Source organism: Tateyamaria sp. GN1-10, from assembly GCF_055693845.1.
On record NZ_JBVFUR010000004.1, the window covers coordinates 1,173,047 to 1,189,916 of the forward strand.

A 16,870-nucleotide genomic window follows, 5' to 3' on the forward strand; every position below is an offset into this window, starting at 1 on the left:
AGACAGATGGCAAACAGCAAACGGACCCTGTTCCTCAAGCGCCGCCTGCGCGTCCGGAACAAACTTCGCAAGGTCAACGCCGGGCGTCCCCGCCTGAGCGTGCACCGTTCCAACAAGAACATCAGCGTGCAGCTGATCGACGATGTGAACGGCGTGACCCTGGCCTCGGCTTCGACCCTGGAAAAGGATCTGGGCGTCGTGGGCAAGAACAACGTGGAAGCCGCCACCAAGGTGGGCACCGCGATTGCCGAGCGCGCGAAGAAAGCTGGCGTGGACGAAGCATATTTCGACCGCGGTGGTTTCCTCTTTCATGGCAAGGTGAAGGCTCTGGCCGACGCTGCGCGTGAAGGCGGTCTGAAGATCTAAGACCCTGAGAGGGGCGGCGACGCCCCTCCGATGATCCGGGGACCATTCCGGTCCACCAGGATTGAGTAAACTGGCGCAAGCCACCAATTCAAAGGATGTTCTGATGGCAGAACGTGATAACCGCCGGGGCAACCGTCGCGACCGCGACGAGGCACCGGAATTTGCAGATCGCCTGGTTGCGATCAACCGTGTGTCGAAAACCGTGAAGGGTGGTAAGCGCTTTGGTTTCGCCGCACTCGTCGTTGTTGGCGACCAGAAGGGCCGCGTCGGCTTCGGCAAAGGTAAAGCGAAAGAGGTCCCCGAGGCCATTCGCAAAGCCACCGAGCAAGCCAAGCGCCAGATGATCCGCGTGCAACTGCGCGAAGGTCGGACGCTGCACCACGACATGGAAGGTCGCCACGGCGCCGGCAAGGTCGTCATGCGCACCGCCCCTGAGGGTACTGGTATCATCGCCGGTGGTCCGATGCGTGCCGTGTTTGAAATGCTGGGTGTGAAGGACGTTGTGTCCAAATCCATCGGCTCGCAGAACCCCTACAACATGATCCGCGCCACAATGGACGGCCTGCGCAAAGAGCAGTCGCCCCGTGGTGTTGCGCAGCGTCGTGGCAAGAAAGTCTCGGACATCCTGCCCAAGCGCGATGAAGCACCCGCTGCCGAAGCGGCAACCGAGGAGGCCTGAGTTCCATGGCTAAGACAATCGTCGTCAAGCAGATCGGCTCCCCCATCCGTCGTCCCGCGAAACAACGCGCGACCCTGATCGGCCTGGGCTTGAACAAGATGCACAAAACCCGCGAGTTGGAAGACACACCTTCCGTGCGCGGCATGATCAACTCGATCCCTCACATGGTCGAGATCATCGAAGAGAAGGGCTAAACGCCCCGGACGGATCGCAAGATCCTACTGAACTTAGACGCCGCGCAGGACCTGCGCGGCGTTTTTCGTATGGCGTGGGACAAAGATTGGTGCACGCGCCTGATGGGCACGCCCCAGCAGGATGGCCAGGACAATGGCCCCGTTCAGGACCCAAAGGTACAGCGGATAGGCCAGCAGCACCCAGTCCAGACCACCCACGGCGACAATGGCGAGCGTGGCCGCAATAAAGGACGCCGACCACGTGGTCAGTGTTTCGGTCTCGGGGGTGCGAAAGGCCTTGGCCACCGTGATGGCCCCGCCCATCATGGAAATCGTGATCGTGATGGCCAAGGCGTAGACAGCTGTTTCGGTCAGCGCCCAGGCCAGCACGCCCACGGCGGCTGCGGCCAGCACGCAGGCATCTGAGCGGTTCAGGAAGCCACCCGTTCCGTGCTTGAGCGACAGAAGGAAAATCAGGACCGTGCCGCCCACCTGTATGGCTGCGAACCACAGCGATGCGCTGGCCCCCTCGTAGATCTGGGACGCCAGCGCGATGCTGCCCAAAACAGACCAGATCATCCATGACGCGCGTTGCGGCCGTGTCCGACCCGACAGGGTGTCGAAGACATAGGGCAGATAGGCATAGGTGCTGAGCAATGCGGATGCGATCCCGATCAGCCATAGCAGGTTGGGATCCTGAAAGATGACGTCAAACAATACCGTAGGTGTCCTGAAATGCGCGCCCGGTTTGACCGGGCGCGGCTCCTTAAAAAATAAATTGCGGATGCCGATAATGTGGTTCGGCTGAAGTGTTATGGGGGGAGTAGGCCCGACCCGCGCATTTTGTGCCAGTCCGGTTTTCCATACCTTCCCGTTTGGGTGGAGTAGGCGCAGGGACGTGCGATTTACTGGAAGGGCATCACCCCTATAGTTCCGTCGCTTGAGGGCAGGTTGCCCGTTAGAGGCGGTTCATGTCTGACGGCGTGAGACGGGTGATGTTTCCAAGAGACTGAACGGAGCAGGTGTCGGAGTTGCAGCCCCAATCAATGCACAGCCCAATGTTGCGCGCAGTGCGTCCGCCAACTCGTCCACCGTATCCGTTGAGACATAGAGCCCGCCGGTCCGATCCGCGAGGCATTTGGCGACCGTGTTGCCTGCGCCCACATCCACCTGCTCGGGGTTGTCCCAGCTGAAGAAGTCCACGACCACCTGGAACCCGATGACATGCACGGTCAGGTCCGTTGCCTCTTGGGCGAGCGCGGTGCCCAGGGCGCAGGGGCGCCCGCCGCAGGTTTCGTTGCCGTCCGTGACCAACACGACGATACCCGACCGGTTGCGGTGATCGAGCGCATCGGCGGCGGCCCGGACGGACGCGGCCAGCGCTGTCAGCCCTTTGGGTTGCAGGGTGTCGATCTGATCCACAATGGCGGCTGCCGCATCGGCCCGTGGACCAAAGCGCAGGTCGATATTGGCGCAACTGTCGGCACTTGCACCGGGCCCGTAGGTCAGCAGACCAACCCGGCGAAACGGTGTGATGTCGGGCAGGGCATCCCGCAGCGCCGTGCGGGCATCCACGATCCGGGTCTTGCGCGAGACATCGAAGCTGAGCTCATCCATGGATGCCGAGCCGTCAAACACCAGCATTGCATCCCGGGCGCATCCCGTCGCGGACAGCATCGTGGGCAGGGTGGCCGCAAGTGCAGTGGCCATCATCAGGGGACGGAGGGCAATCATCGCCAGCAGGATGGCACCACCCGCGAACCAAAAGCAATGTCGCAAGCGTTGTGGAACATGGATTTGACGCCTAGCCTGCGTCCCATGACAGACCTCATCTACTACTACTCCGCCCATTCAGCCTTTGCCTATCTTGGCTCCGCCAAGATCATGCAGATCTGTGCCACCCATGGCCTGACCCTTGTGCACCGCCCCATTGCCTTGTCCCCGGTGGTCGAGGCGCAGGGCAGTCTGCCCTTCCGGGGGCGCACGCAGGCGCATGTGGATTACTTCTTTGGCCGCGAGATCGAGCGGTGGGCCGAATTGCGCAATGTGCCGGTGGTGTCGTTCCGCCCGACTTATCATGACGCAGACTACACATTGGCCAGTGGCATGATCCTTGCCCTTGGTGACCGTGGGGACCAGGTGGATGCCATGGCCCATGCGATCCTTGAGGCCCATTGGCGCGACGATGCGGACCTGTCAGATGTGCCGACGCTGCGTGCGCTTGCCAAGGGTCTGGGGCATGACGCCGATGAGTTGCTTGCGCGGGCACGATCCGAAGAGGTTGCGGCCCAATATGCAGCCAACAGCCAGGCGGCCCTTGCGACCAGTGTTTTCGGATCGCCAACTTATGTTCTGGAGGGCGAGGTGTTCTATGGGCAGGACCGGCTTGAGCTTCTGGAGGGCGCTATTGCGCGGCCGTTTACTCCGACACGCTGGGTGAACCCCTCCGTTGAAACGACATGACAGACAGGGTCAGCTGCTGGTGAGGGGTGTCGGGCAGGGTGGGGGCACGCCGCGCCGCCCATACGTGACCCGCGCCCATGCACAGCATGATGCCACCTGACAGGACCATGACATAAAGCGGATACGCCAAGAGCAGCCAGTCCGCCCCGCCAATCGCCACAACGGCCAGCGCTGCCGACACGAAGAAGGCGGCCCATGTTGCCCATGTTTCGGATTTGGGATCAAGGAAAGCCTTTTGCATGGTCAGAAGCCCACCCATCATCGACATGGTTATCGTGACAAACAGCGAATAGGCGGCACTTTCCATTTCCGCCCACAGCCAGATGCCCACGGCGGTGGCGGTCAGCACCTGGCTGTCGTCGGTCTTGAACCGCAGGCCGGTGGTTTTCCAGAAGGTCAGGCCACAGATGATGACCGTGCCCGCCGTTTGCGCGATGGCAAAACCCAGTGATCCGTCAGCCCCTTCATAGGCTTGGCTTAGAAGGGACACGGCACTCAGCACGGCCCAGATCAGCCAGGACGCGCGTTCGGGCCGGGTCCGGTTTGTCAGTATGTCACGGATGTAAGGCCAGAACGCATAAACGCTCAGGACCGCCGAGGCGATGCCCGCGCGGTGCAGAACACCGGGATGCTGAAGAAAGTCTTGGAGCACTTTGTGCGTCCCCGATGGCCTGTTGACTGCGCGCCCCCATTGCGAGGGCTGTTTTTGTTATGTGATTTTCACCTCTATCGGCCAAATTCTGGTCTGTGAATCAAAATCTTGCGGTGCCGCGTGCAAAACGGGCTGTCGCGGCGAGGTGTAGAGGCTTTGCGCCACAGATATACGGCCCATGGATGAGGTGGACGGGGCTTGATCCGTCCGGGTGCTGGGTCTATACGCCCCCGGTGGCGTCTTGCGCCACGAGAATCAAAACCAAGAAACGCCGTGGTTGTCCCGTTCACGCTTCGTGGGACACATCCGGCAAGGAGAAGCGATATGAAACTGCATGAACTGCGCGACAATCCTGGCGCAACCAAGCCACGCAAGCGCGTGGGCCGTGGTCCTGGCTCCGGCACCGGTAAGATGGGTGGCCGTGGTATCAAAGGTCAGAAATCCCGTTCGGGTGTGGCCATCAACGGCTACGAAGGCGGGCAAATGCCCCTCTACCAACGTCTGCCCAAGCGCGGCTTCAACAAGCCGAACCGCAAGGCATTTGCCGTTGTGAACCTGGGCCTGATCCAGAAATTCATCGACGCCGGCAAGATCGACGCGAAAAAAGCCATCGACGAAGATGCGCTGATCGCTTCGGGCCTTGTGCGTCGCAAGCTGGACGGTATCCGCGTTCTGGCCAAAGGTGAAATCACCTCGAAAGTTGAACTTGCTGTGACCGGCGCGTCCAAATCGGCCGTCGAAGCCGTTGAAAAAGCGGGTGGGTCGTTGACCACAGCCGCGGCGGCCGCCGAGTAAGCCAGTTTGACGCCTTGTGAGCCGCGAATATGCGGCTTACATAGTCTCTAGTTTTTCCTACGCCGCCCGCCGGAAAACGGTTTGGGCGGCGTTTCGCCATAAAGGAACACACCCGCATGGTATCTGCCGTCGAGAATATGGCCGCCAACACGAGCTGGAGCGCTCTTGGTAAGGCCACCGACCTGCGCAACCGCATCCTGTTCACCCTCGGTCTGCTGATCGTCTACCGCCTTGGCACCTTTATCCCGGTGCCCGGCATCGACGGGGCTGCCCTGCGGGAGTTCATGGAAAGTGCAGGCCAAGGCATTGGCGGCATGGTCAGCATGTTCACCGGTGGTGCGCTGGGCCGGATGGGCATCTTTGCCCTTGGCATCATGCCTTACATCTCGGCCTCGATCATCGTGCAGCTTCTGACCTCGATGGTGCCCAAGCTCGAACAGCTCAAGAAAGAGGGCGAACAGGGGCGCAAGAAGATCAACCAATACACCCGCTACGGCACGGTGGCACTGGCGACCTTGCAGGCCTATGGCCTTGCTGTATCGCTGGAATCCGGCGATCTGGTGACAGATCCGGGCATGTTCTTCCGCATGTCGTGCCTGATCACGCTGGTGGGTGGCACCATGTTCCTGATGTGGCTGGGTGAGCAGATCACCGCACGCGGCATCGGCAACGGTATTTCACTGATCATCTTTGTCGGCATCATTGCCGAGGTGCCTGCGGCGCTGGCGCAGTTCTTTGCGAGTGGTCGCTCGGGCGCGTTGAGCCCTGCGATCATCGTGGGTGTGATATTGATGGTCGTGGTGACCATCACCTTCGTGGTGTTCATGGAGCGCGCGCTGCGCAAGATCCACATCCAGTATCCGCGCCGTCAGGTGGGGATGAAGGTTTATGACGGTGGGTCCTCGCACCTGCCGGTCAAGGTGAACCCTGCGGGCGTGATCCCTGCGATCTTTGCCTCGTCGCTGCTGCTGCTGCCCGTGACGATCTCGACCTTCTCTGGCAACTCGACCAGCCCGATCATGTCGTGGCTCTTGGCCAACTTTGGCCCCGGTCAGCCGCTGTACCTGCTGTTCTTTGCAGCGATGATCGTCTTCTTTGCCTATTTCTATACGTTCAACGTCAGCTTCAAACCCGATGACGTGGCCGACAACCTCAAGAACCAGAACGGCTTTGTCCCTGGTATTCGCCCCGGTAAGAAAACCGCTGAATACCTCGAATACGTGGTCAACCGCGTGCTGGTTCTGGGCTCGGCCTACCTGGCGCTGGTCTGTCTGCTGCCCGAAATTCTGCGCGGTGAGTTCGCCATTCCGTTCTACTTTGGCGGGACATCCGTGCTGATTGTGGTATCTGTGACCATGGACACGATCCAGCAAGTACAAAGCCACCTGTTGGCCCACCAGTACGAAGGCTTGATCGAGAAATCGCAACTGCGCGGTAAGGGCAACAAGACCCGCCGCAAAAGGAGCCCTGTCCGTCGCTAAGGCGGTCCAGGGAGGGGACAGCTGATGAACATTATTCTCTTGGGCCCGCCGGGCGCGGGCAAGGGAACGCAGGCGCGTTTTCTGGTTGAAGAACGGGGCATGGTGCAATTGTCGACAGGCGACATGTTGCGCGCCGCCAAGGACAGTGGGACCGAGATGGGCCAGATCGTGGCCGATGTTATGGCCCGCGGTGCGCTTGTCACGGACGAAATCGTCATTGGTCTGATCCGTGAACAGCTTGAGACAGTGAAGGCCAATGGCTTCATCTTTGACGGTTTCCCCCGCACCTTGGCGCAGGCCGATGCGTTGGCCGATCTGCTGGCGGAGAAGGGCGAGACCCTGGACGCTGTGATCGAGATGGAAGTGGATGACGAGGCGCTTGTCGCCCGCATCGTTGCGCGTTCGACATGTGGCGCATGCGGTGAGGTCTATAACGACAATACCAAGCCGATCCCGTCGGACGGCAAGTGCACCAACTGCGGCGCCGAAAACCAGTTCAAGCGCCGGGCGGACGACAACGAGGAAAGCCTCAAGACCCGCCTTATGGAATACTACAAGAAGACCTCTCCGCTGATCGGCTATTACTATGCCAAGGGCCAGTTGACCAAGATCGATGGGCTTGGCGAGATTGACGATGTGAAGGCGGCGATCGCTGCCGTTGTCAAATAGCGTGGCGCTGAACGTTACTGCGATGGGGCCGGCGCATGCGCCGGCCTTTGCGTTTCTGCCCGGCGTCGCAATGTCGGCAGACGTGTTTGCGCCGGTCGCTGCGCACCTGCCCGACACCCGGTCCCTCCTGGTGGACCTGCCCGGCCATGGCGGCAGCCGCGATGTACCCTGGCGCAGCATCACGGATACTGCGCAGGCCGTGCTTGATACATTGCCAGACTCCGTGACCGGCATCGCGGCCGTGTCGCTGGGGGCCTATGTGGGCCTGACGATGCTTGCGCTCGCGCCCGACCGGTTTCAACACGCGTTGCTCAGCGGCATTCATCAGGGTGACATGCCGAACCCGCGGATGATGCGGGTGATAAGTTGGGCCATGGCCCCGTTCATCACGCGGCCCTTTCTGGCAAGGCGCAATGCGACGGCCATGGGTGTGTCGCCCGATCTGATGGAACCATATGTGGCGGGTGCTGTCCAAACCCGGCCCCGTGCCTTTGCACGCGCCACCTGTGATGTTGTTGCGTTCACGCCGCCTGCCGGTCTGGACCGGGTGTCGACGCGCGTGCTGGTTGCAGCCGGCAGCAAGGAACACCGCCTGATCCTGGACGGGCAATCGGCGATCTGCGCGGCACTGCCACATGCCCAAGCCTGCCGCGCAACCGGCCTGGGGCATGGCTGGCCCGCGCAGGACACGGCCCGGTTTGCTGCCCTTTTGCGCGCACATGCCGATGAGGCAGACTGGCCGGAAGGGATCGAACCAGCCCATGCAGAGCAGATTGCTTAAACCACTCTTGACGTCCCACAAAACAAGGCCTATTTCACGCCATCTCTAACGAGAATCAAAGACCGGAACGCGTCCGGTCGGATCACCTGATCAGCTGCAGGCCCGGGGGCAAAATCCTTGGGCCTTATGTTGTGAAAAAGGGCCTGGAATGACGGGCTCGCAACGAAAGGAAAGCCCACGTGGCACGTATTGCAGGGGTCAACATCCCCACAGCCAAACGCGTTCCGATCGCCCTGACCTATATCACGGGTATCGGCAACACCTCAGCTCAGAAAATCTGCGAAGCAGTTGGTATCGATGCCAGCCGCCGTGTGAACGAACTCAGCGATGCTGAAGTTCTGAAAATCCGCGAGCACATCGACGAGAACTTTACCGTCGAGGGTGACCTGCGTCGTGAGACACAGATGAACATCAAGCGCCTAATGGACCTGGGCTGCTACCGTGGCCTGCGCCACCGTCGCAACCTGCCCGTCCGTGGTCAGCGCACACACACCAACGCTCGCACCCGCAAAGGCCCCGCAAAGGCCATTGCCGGCAAGAAGAAATAAGGAGACGCACCAATGGCACGTGATACCCGCCGTGGAGCCAAGAAAAAGGTCTCCAAGAACATCGCCGCAGGCGTGGCGCATGTGAACTCTTCGTTCAACAACACCAAGATCCTGATCTCGGACGTGCAAGGCAACGCGATCGCATGGTCGTCTGCTGGCACCATGGGTTTCAAAGGCTCGCGCAAGTCGACACCCTATGCGGCCCAGATGGCGGCAGAGGATGCAGGCAAGAAAGCTCAGGATCACGGCGTCAAAACGCTGGAAGTCGAAGTGCAGGGCCCGGGTTCGGGTCGTGAATCGGCTTTGCGCGCGTTGGCTGCTGTTGGCTTCAACATCACGTCGATCCGCGACGTGACGCCGATTGCTCACAATGGCTGCCGCCCACCCAAGCGTCGCCGCGTCTAAGCGACATCCAACACCTTTTGGGGCCGCGTGTTTCGCACGGCCCCAATCTGCTTTTTGAAACCTCGGGAGTCGCGCGTTGGGACATGGCGCGTCGACAGGAATGGAGGGACGCATGATCCATAAGAACTGGGCCGAACTGATCAAGCCGCAGCAGCTTGACGTCAAGCCGGGCAATGAACCCGCGCGACAGGCCACCGTTGTTGCCGAACCGCTGGAGCGCGGTTTTGGCCTGACCATGGGCAACGCGCTGCGCCGCGTGCTGATGTCGTCGCTGCAAGGCGCGGCCATCACGTCTGTGCAGATCGACAACGTATTGCACGAGTTTTCGTCCGTCGCCGGTGTGCGCGAAGACGTCACCGACATCATCCTGAACCTCAAGCAGGTCAGCCTGCGCATGGAAGTCGAAGGGCCCAAGCGTCTGTCGATTTCTGCCAAGGGTCCGGGCGTTGTGACGGCTGGTGACATCTCTGAAAGCGCCGGGATCGAGATCCTGAACCGCGATCTGGTCATCTGTCACCTCGACGATGGTGCAGATGTATACATGGAACTGACCGTGAATACCGGTAAGGGCTATGTGTCGGCGGACAAGAACAAGCCGGAAGACGCGCCTATCGGTCTGATCCCGATCGACGCGATCTATTCGCCCGTCAAGAAGGTCAGCTATGACGTGCAGCCCACCCGCGAGGGCCAGGTGCTGGACTATGACAAGCTGACCATGAAGGTCGAAACCGATGGCTCCATCAGCCCTGACGATGCCGTGGCCTTTGCTGCGCGCATCCTGCAGGATCAGCTGGGCATCTTCGTCAACTTCGACGAGCCGGAAAGTGCATCGCGTCAAGACGATGACGATGGCCTCGAGTTCAACCCGCTTCTGCTGAAGAAAGTGGACGAGCTGGAACTGTCCGTGCGTTCGGCAAACTGCCTGAAGAACGACAACATCGTCTATATCGGCGATCTCATCCAGAAGACCGAAGCAGAGATGTTGCGCACGCCGAACTTTGGCCGCAAGTCCTTGAACGAGATCAAGGAAGTGCTGTCGGGCATGGGGCTGCACCTTGGCATGGATGTCGAGGACTGGCCGCCGGACAACATCGAAGATCTGGCCAAGAAGTTCGAAGACAACTTCTAATAGCCATTAGGGTGGGCGGTCACGCCCACCCGACGACCGGGCATAACGCCCCAAGGAGAGCCCAAGACACGCATCGCGGGCCAGACAAAGCAAAACCGCCCGTAGAGGGCACGATTTGGAGAAGAAAAATGCGTCACGCACGTGGTTACCGCCGCCTGAACCGGACACATGAGCACCGCAAGGCTCTGTTCGCAAACATGGCAGGCTCGCTCATCGAACATGAGCAAATCAAGACAACACTGCCCAAGGCCAAGGAACTGAAGCCTATCGTTGAAAAGCTGATCACGCTTGCCAAGCGCGGTGATCTGCACGCCCGTCGTCAGGCCGCGTCCAAGTTGAAAGAAGAGCAATACGTTGCCAAGCTGTTTGACGTCCTTGGCCCGCGCTACGCCGAGCGCCAAGGCGGCTACATTCGTGTTCTGAAGGCTGGCTTCCGCTATGGCGACATGGCGCCCATGGCGATCATCGAATTCGTGGACCGCGACCGCGACGCCAAGGGCGCCGCTGACAAGGCCCGCGTCGCAGCAGAAGACGCTGCCGAAGAATAAGGCTTTGCGCACAGCGAAGCGGAAACGCCGCCCCCTGATCCGGGGCGGCGTTTTGCGTTTCAAAAGAGACCAAGTTCGGCCTTCACGATTTTCTCGATCTCGTGCACCGGGTGATTGGTCAGCGTCTTGGGGATATCGGCAACGATCTTGGCCGTGACCTCGATGTGCATGTCGGCGCGGAGCACGCCGAGCACCTGCGGTGACGCCACCAGAACCAGCTTGTCGAATGCGCCCTTGTGCGCTTCAGCGTACAACATGTTGGACAATTCCTTGGCGAACCGATCCTTGGCCAAGGTGTGCCAATCCGTATCCTCCAGGGCGGACGATTGACCCGGTCCACCATCCTTCATGCGCCCGGGCCGGTCGGTCGATTGCGCGCGGGACGGAGGGTTCTCTTGCGCTTCCACGTCCGTCACTTCGAATTTGGGGTTTCGCCGATCTGTCAGATTGCGCAGGAACAGCGCCTTTTCACCGTCAGCCACGACGACCAAGGTGCCCCGATCTAGTTTTGCCATTTCTTTGGTTCTCCTTTGCTCTGTCTCCGAGCAATATATGCATGCCCTCATTGTATCTCTCAGCTGGGGGCCGGAATTGCGTTCGGTCAGTTCTGTTGCATTTGTCCGGGGCAGGGCGCATATCCAGACGCAGACGAGGACGGCCATGAAACACCTGTTTTTGATCATTTTGCTTGGCCTGTTTGCCCAAGGTGCGCAGGCAGAAACGCGCGTGCCGCAAAATCAGTCGGAAATCACCCTCAGTTTTGCACCGCTGGTGCGCGAAACAGCCCCGGCGGTCGTGAATATCTATGTGCGCTTTGTCACCCAGGCGCGTGCGCGCACGCCCTTCATGGACGATCCGTTCTTCGAACGTTTGTTCGAAGGGTTCGGGCAACCTCAACCGCGCGTGCAGAACTCGCTCGGGTCCGGCGTCATCCTTGGTGAGGATGGGATTGTCGTGTCGAACTACCACGTGGTGGGGCAAGCGACCGATATCCGGGTCGTGCTGAATGACGGGCGTGAATATGATGCCCGCGTGCTGCTCGGGGATCAGGAAAGCGATCTGGCGATCCTCAAGATCGACGATGCAAAGGACCTTCCGTTTCTATCCTTACGCGACAGTGAAACGGTTGAGGTGGGCGAATTGACCCTCGCCATCGGCAACCCTTTTGGCGTGGGGCAGACCGTGTCGTCGGGCATTGTGTCGGGCCTTGCGCGGTCCGGCGGCAGCAATGGGCGCGGGGCGGGATATTTCATTCAGACCGACGCACCGATCAACCCGGGCAACTCTGGCGGTGCGCTGATCGACATGCGCGGCCAACTTCTGGGCATCAACACCCGCATTCTCAGCCGTTCGGGCGGGTCGAACGGGATCGGCTTTGCCATTCCCGCCGATCTTGTGGCGGCGTTCGTTAAACAGGCGCGGGACGGCAATGACCGTTTCATTCGGCCATGGGCCGGGGCTACGGGCCAGGCGGTGGATGCTGATCTGGCCGAGTCACTGGGCCGTGACCGCCCCGGTGGCATCATGCTGGCCGGTCTCCACCCGGCCAGCCCGCTGGCCAAGGCCGGGTTCGAAGTGGGCGATGTCGTATTGGCTGTTGATGGCGCGACCGTGGGCAGCCCTGGCGAAATGCTGTTCCGCATGAGTGTCGCCAGCGATCAGGACAGTGCCACAATGACCCGCCTGCGCGATGGTGAGGAAGACGTGTTGACCGTCGCCCTCATCCCACCGCCAGACAACCCGCCGCGTGAAGAGACGACACTCTCCGAAGATGCAAGCCTGCCGGGCCTCACCTTGGCGCGCATCAATCCGGCTGTTCTGGCCGAACTGAACTTGCCCATCGCGGCGGACGGCGTGGTGGTTCTGGACGAAGGTCCGATAGGCCGTCGTGTCGGATTGCGTCGTGGCGATGTGCTGCAACGGATCGACCGGCAGGACATTGAAACTCCGGCACAGGCGGCGACTATCCTGTCCGAAGCGCGCCGTGGCACCACCGTACGCGCGGTGCGCGGCAACAGCCGCATCGTGTTGCGGTTCTAGAATGGGCGACCTTTTTGGTTCCTCCCCTTCCGTGCCGGACACCGGACCGCGACCGCTGGCCGATCGTTTGCGCCCGCAAAAACTGTCCGACGTTATTGGTCAGGCGCAGGTGCTGGGACCAGAGGCGCCGCTGACCGTCATGCTGTCCTCGGGCGCGCTGAGTTCGCTGGTGTTCTGGGGCCCACCCGGCGTCGGCAAAACGACCATCGCCCGGCTGCTTGCGCATGAGACGGATCTGCATTTCGTCCAAATCTCGGCGATTTTCACAGGTGTCCCGGACCTCAAGAAAGTGTTCGAGGCGGCCAAGATCCGTCGCCAGAACGGGCAGGGGACGCTGCTCTTCGTCGACGAAATCCACCGCTTCAACAAGGCGCAGCAGGATGGGTTCCTGCCGCATATGGAGGACGGAACGATCCTGCTGGTGGGCGCAACCACCGAAAACCCTAGTTTCGAGTTGAACGCCGCTGTGCTGTCCCGTGCGCAAGTGCTGGTGCTGGAACGGCTTGATCTCAAGGATCTCGAATTGCTGGCCCAACGGGCCGAACAGGAGTTGGACAAGCCACTCCCGCTCGACGGGCCTGCTCGCGAAGCGTTACTTGAAATGGCCGATGGGGACGGGCGCGCGCTTTTGAACCTGATCGAACAGGTCACGGCCTGGACGGTGGACAGCAAGCTCGACAAGACCGCCCTTGCTGCCCGCCTGATGCGCCGTGCCGCCCAATACGACAAGTCGGGCGATGCGCATTACAACCTCATCTCGGCCCTGCACAAATCGGTGCGCGGCTCAGACCCCGATGCATCACTGTACTGGTTCGCCCGGATGCTGGAGGGCGGAGAAGACCCCCGCTACCTCGCCCGGCGCATCACCCGTATGGCGGTCGAAGATATTGGCCTTGCTGACCCGCAAGCGCAGGCGGTCTGCCTGCAAAGCTGGGAAACCTATGAACGCCTCGGCAGCCCGGAGGGTGAGCTGGCACTGGCACAGGCGCTTGTCTACCTCGCGCTCGCGCCCAAGTCGAACGCGGCCTACGTCGCCTACAAAGGCGCGCGCCGGGCGGCGAAACAGACCGGATCGCACCCGCCGCCCAAACACATCCTGAATGCGCCGACATCGCTGATGAAGGATCAGGGCCATGGCAAGGACTATGCCTATGACCACGATGCCGAAGACGGATTTTCCGGGGCGAACTACTTTCCCGACGGGATGGAACGCCCAGACCTCTACCAACCGGTAGAACGCGGCTTCGAACGCGACCTGAAAAAACGGCTCGACTACTTCGCACGGCTCAGAACCAAGCGGAACAGCTAGGCCGCCGACCTTGACTCTTTGCGGCGAACCGACGACAGACCGCGCATGTTTTCAACCCTTTCCCTTGTGGCCCTTGGCGGGGCGATCGGCGCGTCCCTGCGCTGGCTGACGGGCGTGGCCGTGCTGCGCGCACTGGGTCCGTCCGACTTCCCGCTGGCCATCATCACGGTCAACGTCATCGGCTCCTTCCTGATGGGGGTCTTTGTCGTGGCCGCCGCCCATCGCGGGCTGACCCATCTCAGCCCCTTCGTGATGACCGGTGTGCTGGGCGGGTTCACCACGTTCAGCGCCTTTTCTCTTGAAACCATGACGCTGATCGAACGCGGACAGGTGGCGTCGGCCAGCCTCTATATCCTGCTGTCGGTCGGCCTGTCAGTTGGCGCATTGGCCCTTGGCCTCATCCTGGCCCGAGGAGTTTTTGCATGAGCGGCGTCCAAACAGTCATTGTCGAAGCGGGCGAAGGCGATCAACGCCTGGATCGCTGGATGAAGCGGCGCTTTCCGCAGGTGAGCCAGGGCATGATCGAAAAGATGTGTCGCAAGGGCGAATGCCGTGTGGATGGGGGCCGGGTCAAATCCTCAACGCGCGTCGAGGAAGGACAGCGAGTGCGCATCCCGCCGCTACCGGATCGCCCAGCACCCGTGATCCAGAAAACCCGTATCTCGGACAAAGACGCCAAGATGATCCGCGATTGCGTGATCTACAAGGATGACCAGATCATCGCGATCAACAAACCGTCCGGCCTTCCGACCCAAGGGGGATCGGGGCAGACCAAGCACGTGGACGGGCTGGCCGAGGCGCTGATGTTTGACCTCGACGAAAAACCACGCCTCGTGCACCGGTTGGACAAGGACACATCGGGTGTCCTGCTGTTGGCGCGCACGCGGGCGGCAGCCAAGTCCCTGACAGCCGCCATGCGGCATCACGAAACGCGCAAGATCTACTGGGCGCTCGTCGCCGGTGTGCCCACGCCTTACTTGGGTGAAATCAAGTACGGGTTGGTCAAGGCGCCGGGCCATGGCCGCAGCGGTGAGGGCGAAAAAATGATCGCCGTGCACCCGCGTGATATCGACGATACGCGCGGCGCCAAGCGGGCACATACGATGTACGCCACGCTCTACCGCGTTGCCTCTCGTGCGGCGTGGGTCGCGATGGAGCCGATCACCGGGCGCACCCACCAGCTGCGCGCGCATATGGCCGAGATTGGGCATCCCATCGTCGGCGACGGCAAATATGGCGGGTCGAGCCAGGAAAACATGGGCGACGGCTGGGGCGCCAAGGTCGGTGGCATCATCTCGCAAAAACTGCACCTGCACGCGCGCATGATGCGGTTTGAACAGCCCGAAACGCGCAAGGTCATCACGGTGACCGCCCCCCTGCCAGACCACATGGCGCAAAGCTGGGACACCTTCGGCTGGACCGAGGACCTGGCAGCAGAAGACCCGTTCGAGGCGCTGTAGATGCGTCTGGTAGTCTTTGACGTGGACGGCACGCTGGTCGACAGTCAGGCCGACATCGTGGCCAGCATGGCTGAAGCCTTTGATGCCGTGGGGCTGGACGCACCGGCCCGACAAGACATCTTGGGCATTGTTGGCCTGTCTTTGCCCGTGGCGATGGAGGCGCTGGTCGCGGATGCCGATCACGCGCGGATGGTCGAGGCCTACAAGGACAGCTATGCCAAGCTGCGGCTGTCAAAGGGGGCTTCATCCTCTCCGCTCTATCCGGGTGCACGGGCGGCACTTGATCGGTTGCAGGCGCAGGACGACATCCTGCTGGGTGTGGCGACCGGGAAATCCAAGCGCGGTCTCGACGGGCTGATCGAAGCCCACGGGCTTAACGGCATGTTTGTGACCCGGCAGGTCGCGGATTTCCATCCGTCCAAGCCGCATCCATCGATGCTGCGCGCCGCGCTGGAGGAATCCGGGGTGGAAACGGCAGACGCCGTGATGATCGGCGACACCAGCTTTGATGCGCAGATGGCGCATGCGGCAGGCATGCCGTTCCTGGGCGTCGGCTGGGGCTACCATGTTCCCAGCCAGCTCGATGGTGCACGCGCCATTTTGAACGACTTTTCTGAACTCGATGATGCGCTGAACGCGCTATGGGCCGACTGACATGAGCGAATGGAAGCAAAAACGGTTCTGGAAAACGGCGACAGCTGAACAGACGGATACGGGTTGGACCGTTACGCTGGATGGACGGGCCGTGAAAACACCGGCCAAGGCGGGATTGATCCTGCCGACGCAAAGGATGGCCGATGCCGTCGCGGCCGAATGGAATGCGCAGGATGAAGTGGTGAACCCGCTGTCCATGCCGTTCACCCGCAGCGCAAATGCGGCCATCGACAAGGTTGCCGTGCAGCGCAGCGAAGTGGCGGATATGCTTGCAGCCTATGGCGATGCGGACCTGCTGTGTTACCGGGCGGATGGGCCACAGGAGCTGATCGACAGGCAAGTGACAGAATGGGATCCCTACCTGGATTGGGCCGCTGATACCTTGGGGGCGCGGCTTCAGCCACGGACGGGTTTGATGCACGAATCACAGGATGCGCAAGCGCTCGCATCGTTGTCTCAACGGGTCCATGTTCTATCTGAGTTTGAACTTGCGGCCTTTCATGACCTTGTCAGCCTCTCTGGATCGCTGATCCTGGGTTTTGCCGCCGCCCAAGACCTGCACCCGGCGCCCACAATTTGGGCGGCGTCGCGGCTTGATGAAATCTGGCAGGAAGAGCAATGGGGCGAGGATGAAGAGGCCCGAGAGGTCGCGCAGATCAAGCAAGCGTCGTTTTTGCACGCGAAAGCCTTTTTTGATGTTGCAAAATGAGGTTGACGC

General features: G+C 61.1%; 22 protein-coding genes. 18 read left to right on the forward strand and 4 right to left on the reverse strand.

The genetic code is table 11. From position 1 onward, the window contains the following. Window positions 1-6: 6 nt before the first annotated feature. The 3 genes from rplR to rpmD all read left to right on the forward strand — a co-directional run bounded on the left by rplR (window position 7) and on the right by rpmD (window position 1,239). Window positions 7-366, forward strand: coding sequence for a 50S ribosomal protein L18 (gene rplR / locus ACZ1HN_RS07545; protein WP_299210852.1), 360 nt, complete (start codon window positions 7-9; stop codon window positions 364-366). 103 nt (window positions 367-469) lie between these two features. Next, window positions 470-1,045 (forward strand): 30S ribosomal protein S5, encoded by a 576-nt coding sequence (rpsE, locus tag ACZ1HN_RS07550; RefSeq protein ID WP_299210855.1) that lies wholly within the window; start codon window positions 470-472, stop codon window positions 1,043-1,045. A 5-nt stretch (window positions 1,046-1,050) separates the two neighbouring features. Next, entirely contained in the window at window positions 1,051-1,239 is a 189-nt protein-coding gene (gene rpmD, locus ACZ1HN_RS07555; RefSeq protein WP_290557777.1) for a 50S ribosomal protein L30, read from the forward strand. A 33-nt stretch (window positions 1,240-1,272) separates the two neighbouring features. Here the strand turns inward: rpmD and ACZ1HN_RS07560 are convergent, their stop codons facing one another. Both ACZ1HN_RS07560 and ACZ1HN_RS07565 read right to left on the reverse strand, forming a co-directional pair. Further along, window positions 1,273-1,935 carry a hypothetical protein gene (locus ACZ1HN_RS07560; protein ID WP_472727035.1) on the reverse strand — a complete coding sequence of 221 codons (663 nt, stop codon included), beginning with the start codon at window positions 1,933-1,935 and terminating at the stop codon, window positions 1,273-1,275. Between the two features lie 252 nt (window positions 1,936-2,187). Beyond that, on the reverse strand, window positions 2,188-2,931 hold the full coding sequence (locus ACZ1HN_RS07565; RefSeq protein ID WP_472727036.1) for a vWA domain-containing protein: 744 nt from the start codon (window positions 2,929-2,931) through the stop codon (window positions 2,188-2,190). A gap of 105 nt (window positions 2,932-3,036) precedes the next feature. On the opposite strand from ACZ1HN_RS07565, the gene ACZ1HN_RS07570 reads away from it, so the two are divergent. After that, the gene (locus ACZ1HN_RS07570; protein ID WP_472727037.1) at window positions 3,037-3,681 is read left to right on the forward strand and encodes a DsbA family protein; all 645 of its coding nucleotides are present in this window, start codon (window positions 3,037-3,039) and stop codon (window positions 3,679-3,681) included. Here ACZ1HN_RS07570 and ACZ1HN_RS07575 read toward each other — a convergent pair. Further along, complete coding sequence (locus tag ACZ1HN_RS07575; RefSeq protein ID WP_472727038.1) at window positions 3,638-4,333, reverse strand: hypothetical protein; 696 nt, start codon at window positions 4,331-4,333, stop codon at window positions 3,638-3,640. The genes ACZ1HN_RS07570 and ACZ1HN_RS07575 overlap by 44 nt on opposite strands. Window positions 4,334-4,657: 324 nt before the next feature. On the opposite strand from ACZ1HN_RS07575, the gene rplO reads away from it, so the two are divergent. From rplO to rplQ, 8 genes are all read left to right on the forward strand, one after another. Further along, a complete protein-coding gene (gene rplO, locus ACZ1HN_RS07580) occupies window positions 4,658-5,128 on the forward strand; it encodes a 50S ribosomal protein L15 (protein ID WP_299210870.1) in 471 nt (156 codons plus the stop codon). Between the two features lie 116 nt (window positions 5,129-5,244). After that, complete coding sequence (gene secY / locus ACZ1HN_RS07585; protein WP_299210873.1) at window positions 5,245-6,609, forward strand: preprotein translocase subunit SecY; 1,365 nt, start codon at window positions 5,245-5,247, stop codon at window positions 6,607-6,609. Window positions 6,610-6,633: 24 nt separating this feature from the next. Next, on the forward strand, window positions 6,634-7,278 hold the full coding sequence (locus ACZ1HN_RS07590) for an adenylate kinase (RefSeq protein ID WP_299707139.1): 645 nt from the start codon (window positions 6,634-6,636) through the stop codon (window positions 7,276-7,278). After that, on the forward strand, window positions 7,268-8,059 hold the full coding sequence (locus tag ACZ1HN_RS07595; protein WP_472727039.1) for an alpha/beta fold hydrolase: 792 nt from the start codon (window positions 7,268-7,270) through the stop codon (window positions 8,057-8,059). The genes ACZ1HN_RS07590 and ACZ1HN_RS07595 overlap by 11 nt, the downstream gene beginning before the upstream one ends. Window positions 8,060-8,238: 179 nt before the next feature. Next, on the forward strand, window positions 8,239-8,607 hold the full coding sequence (gene rpsM, locus ACZ1HN_RS07600) for a 30S ribosomal protein S13 (protein WP_299210879.1): 369 nt from the start codon (window positions 8,239-8,241) through the stop codon (window positions 8,605-8,607). Window positions 8,608-8,619: 12 nt separating this feature from the next. Continuing rightward, the gene (gene rpsK / locus ACZ1HN_RS07605; RefSeq protein WP_299210882.1) at window positions 8,620-9,012 is read left to right on the forward strand and encodes a 30S ribosomal protein S11; all 393 of its coding nucleotides are present in this window, start codon (window positions 8,620-8,622) and stop codon (window positions 9,010-9,012) included. Window positions 9,013-9,124: 112 nt separating this feature from the next. Beyond that, complete coding sequence (locus ACZ1HN_RS07610) at window positions 9,125-10,141, forward strand: DNA-directed RNA polymerase subunit alpha (RefSeq protein WP_039688716.1); 1,017 nt, start codon at window positions 9,125-9,127, stop codon at window positions 10,139-10,141. Window positions 10,142-10,269: 128 nt separating this feature from the next. Continuing rightward, window positions 10,270-10,689: a 50S ribosomal protein L17 gene (gene rplQ, locus ACZ1HN_RS07615; RefSeq protein WP_299210888.1), complete on the forward strand. Its 420-nt coding sequence runs from the start codon at window positions 10,270-10,272 to the stop codon at window positions 10,687-10,689. Window positions 10,690-10,748: 59 nt separating this feature from the next. On the opposite strand, the gene ACZ1HN_RS07620 is transcribed toward rplQ, so the two are convergent. Then, complete coding sequence (locus ACZ1HN_RS07620) at window positions 10,749-11,204, reverse strand: host attachment family protein (RefSeq protein ID WP_299210891.1); 456 nt, start codon at window positions 11,202-11,204, stop codon at window positions 10,749-10,751. 145 nt (window positions 11,205-11,349) lie between these two features. On the opposite strand from ACZ1HN_RS07620, the gene ACZ1HN_RS07625 reads away from it, so the two are divergent. From ACZ1HN_RS07625 to ACZ1HN_RS07650, 6 genes are read left to right on the forward strand one after another with little or no spacing between them, the layout of a single operon-like run. Further along, window positions 11,350-12,729 carry a trypsin-like peptidase domain-containing protein gene (locus tag ACZ1HN_RS07625; RefSeq protein WP_472727040.1) on the forward strand — a complete coding sequence of 460 codons (1,380 nt, stop codon included), beginning with the start codon at window positions 11,350-11,352 and terminating at the stop codon, window positions 12,727-12,729. Window position 12,730: 1 nt separating this feature from the next. Further along, on the forward strand, window positions 12,731-14,038 hold the full coding sequence (locus ACZ1HN_RS07630) for a replication-associated recombination protein A (RefSeq protein WP_472727041.1): 1,308 nt from the start codon (window positions 12,731-12,733) through the stop codon (window positions 14,036-14,038). 45 nt (window positions 14,039-14,083) lie between these two features. Continuing rightward, entirely contained in the window at window positions 14,084-14,464 is a 381-nt protein-coding gene (crcB, locus tag ACZ1HN_RS07635) for a fluoride efflux transporter CrcB (RefSeq protein ID WP_299210900.1), read from the forward strand. Continuing rightward, window positions 14,461-15,498, forward strand: coding sequence for an RluA family pseudouridine synthase (locus tag ACZ1HN_RS07640; RefSeq protein WP_472727042.1), 1,038 nt, complete (start codon window positions 14,461-14,463; stop codon window positions 15,496-15,498). Before crcB ends, ACZ1HN_RS07640 begins: the two co-directional genes overlap by 4 nt. After that, the gene (locus tag ACZ1HN_RS07645) at window positions 15,499-16,152 is read left to right on the forward strand and encodes an HAD-IA family hydrolase (protein ID WP_472727043.1); all 654 of its coding nucleotides are present in this window, start codon (window positions 15,499-15,501) and stop codon (window positions 16,150-16,152) included. It begins immediately after the preceding gene. A 1-nt stretch (window position 16,153) separates the two neighbouring features. Continuing rightward, on the forward strand, window positions 16,154-16,861 hold the full coding sequence (locus ACZ1HN_RS07650) for an ATP12 family chaperone protein (RefSeq protein ID WP_472727044.1): 708 nt from the start codon (window positions 16,154-16,156) through the stop codon (window positions 16,859-16,861). Window positions 16,862-16,870 lie beyond the last annotated feature (9 nt).

What these genes read in the sequence shown, in the direction of transcription:
- rplR (WP_299210852.1), top strand. Translation starts at nt 7, where the DNA reads ATGGCAAACAGCAAACGGACCCTGTTCCTCAAGCGCCGCCTGCGCGTC.
- rpsE (WP_299210855.1), top strand. Translation starts at nt 470, where the DNA reads ATGGCAGAACGTGATAACCGCCGGGGCAACCGTCGCGACCGCGACGAG.
- rpmD (WP_290557777.1), top strand. Translation starts at nt 1,051, where the DNA reads ATGGCTAAGACAATCGTCGTCAAGCAGATCGGCTCCCCCATCCGTCGT.
- ACZ1HN_RS07565 (WP_472727036.1), bottom strand. Translation starts at nt 2,931, where the DNA reads ATGATGGCCACTGCACTTGCGGCCACCCTGCCCACGATGCTGTCCGCG.
- ACZ1HN_RS07570 (WP_472727037.1), top strand. Translation starts at nt 3,037, where the DNA reads ATGACAGACCTCATCTACTACTACTCCGCCCATTCAGCCTTTGCCTAT.
- rplO (WP_299210870.1), top strand. Translation starts at nt 4,658, where the DNA reads ATGAAACTGCATGAACTGCGCGACAATCCTGGCGCAACCAAGCCACGC.
- secY (WP_299210873.1), top strand. Translation starts at nt 5,245, where the DNA reads ATGGTATCTGCCGTCGAGAATATGGCCGCCAACACGAGCTGGAGCGCT.
- ACZ1HN_RS07590 (WP_299707139.1), top strand. Translation starts at nt 6,634, where the DNA reads ATGAACATTATTCTCTTGGGCCCGCCGGGCGCGGGCAAGGGAACGCAG.
- rpsK (WP_299210882.1), top strand. Translation starts at nt 8,620, where the DNA reads ATGGCACGTGATACCCGCCGTGGAGCCAAGAAAAAGGTCTCCAAGAAC.
- ACZ1HN_RS07610 (WP_039688716.1), top strand. Translation starts at nt 9,125, where the DNA reads ATGATCCATAAGAACTGGGCCGAACTGATCAAGCCGCAGCAGCTTGAC.
- rplQ (WP_299210888.1), top strand. Translation starts at nt 10,270, where the DNA reads ATGCGTCACGCACGTGGTTACCGCCGCCTGAACCGGACACATGAGCAC.
- ACZ1HN_RS07620 (WP_299210891.1), bottom strand. Translation starts at nt 11,204, where the DNA reads ATGGCAAAACTAGATCGGGGCACCTTGGTCGTCGTGGCTGACGGTGAA.
- ACZ1HN_RS07625 (WP_472727040.1), top strand. Translation starts at nt 11,350, where the DNA reads ATGAAACACCTGTTTTTGATCATTTTGCTTGGCCTGTTTGCCCAAGGT.
- ACZ1HN_RS07630 (WP_472727041.1), top strand. Translation starts at nt 12,731, where the DNA reads ATGGGCGACCTTTTTGGTTCCTCCCCTTCCGTGCCGGACACCGGACCG.
- crcB (WP_299210900.1), top strand. Translation starts at nt 14,084, where the DNA reads ATGTTTTCAACCCTTTCCCTTGTGGCCCTTGGCGGGGCGATCGGCGCG.
- ACZ1HN_RS07640 (WP_472727042.1), top strand. Translation starts at nt 14,461, where the DNA reads ATGAGCGGCGTCCAAACAGTCATTGTCGAAGCGGGCGAAGGCGATCAA.
- ACZ1HN_RS07645 (WP_472727043.1), top strand. Translation starts at nt 15,499, where the DNA reads ATGCGTCTGGTAGTCTTTGACGTGGACGGCACGCTGGTCGACAGTCAG.
- ACZ1HN_RS07650 (WP_472727044.1), top strand. Translation starts at nt 16,154, where the DNA reads ATGAGCGAATGGAAGCAAAAACGGTTCTGGAAAACGGCGACAGCTGAA.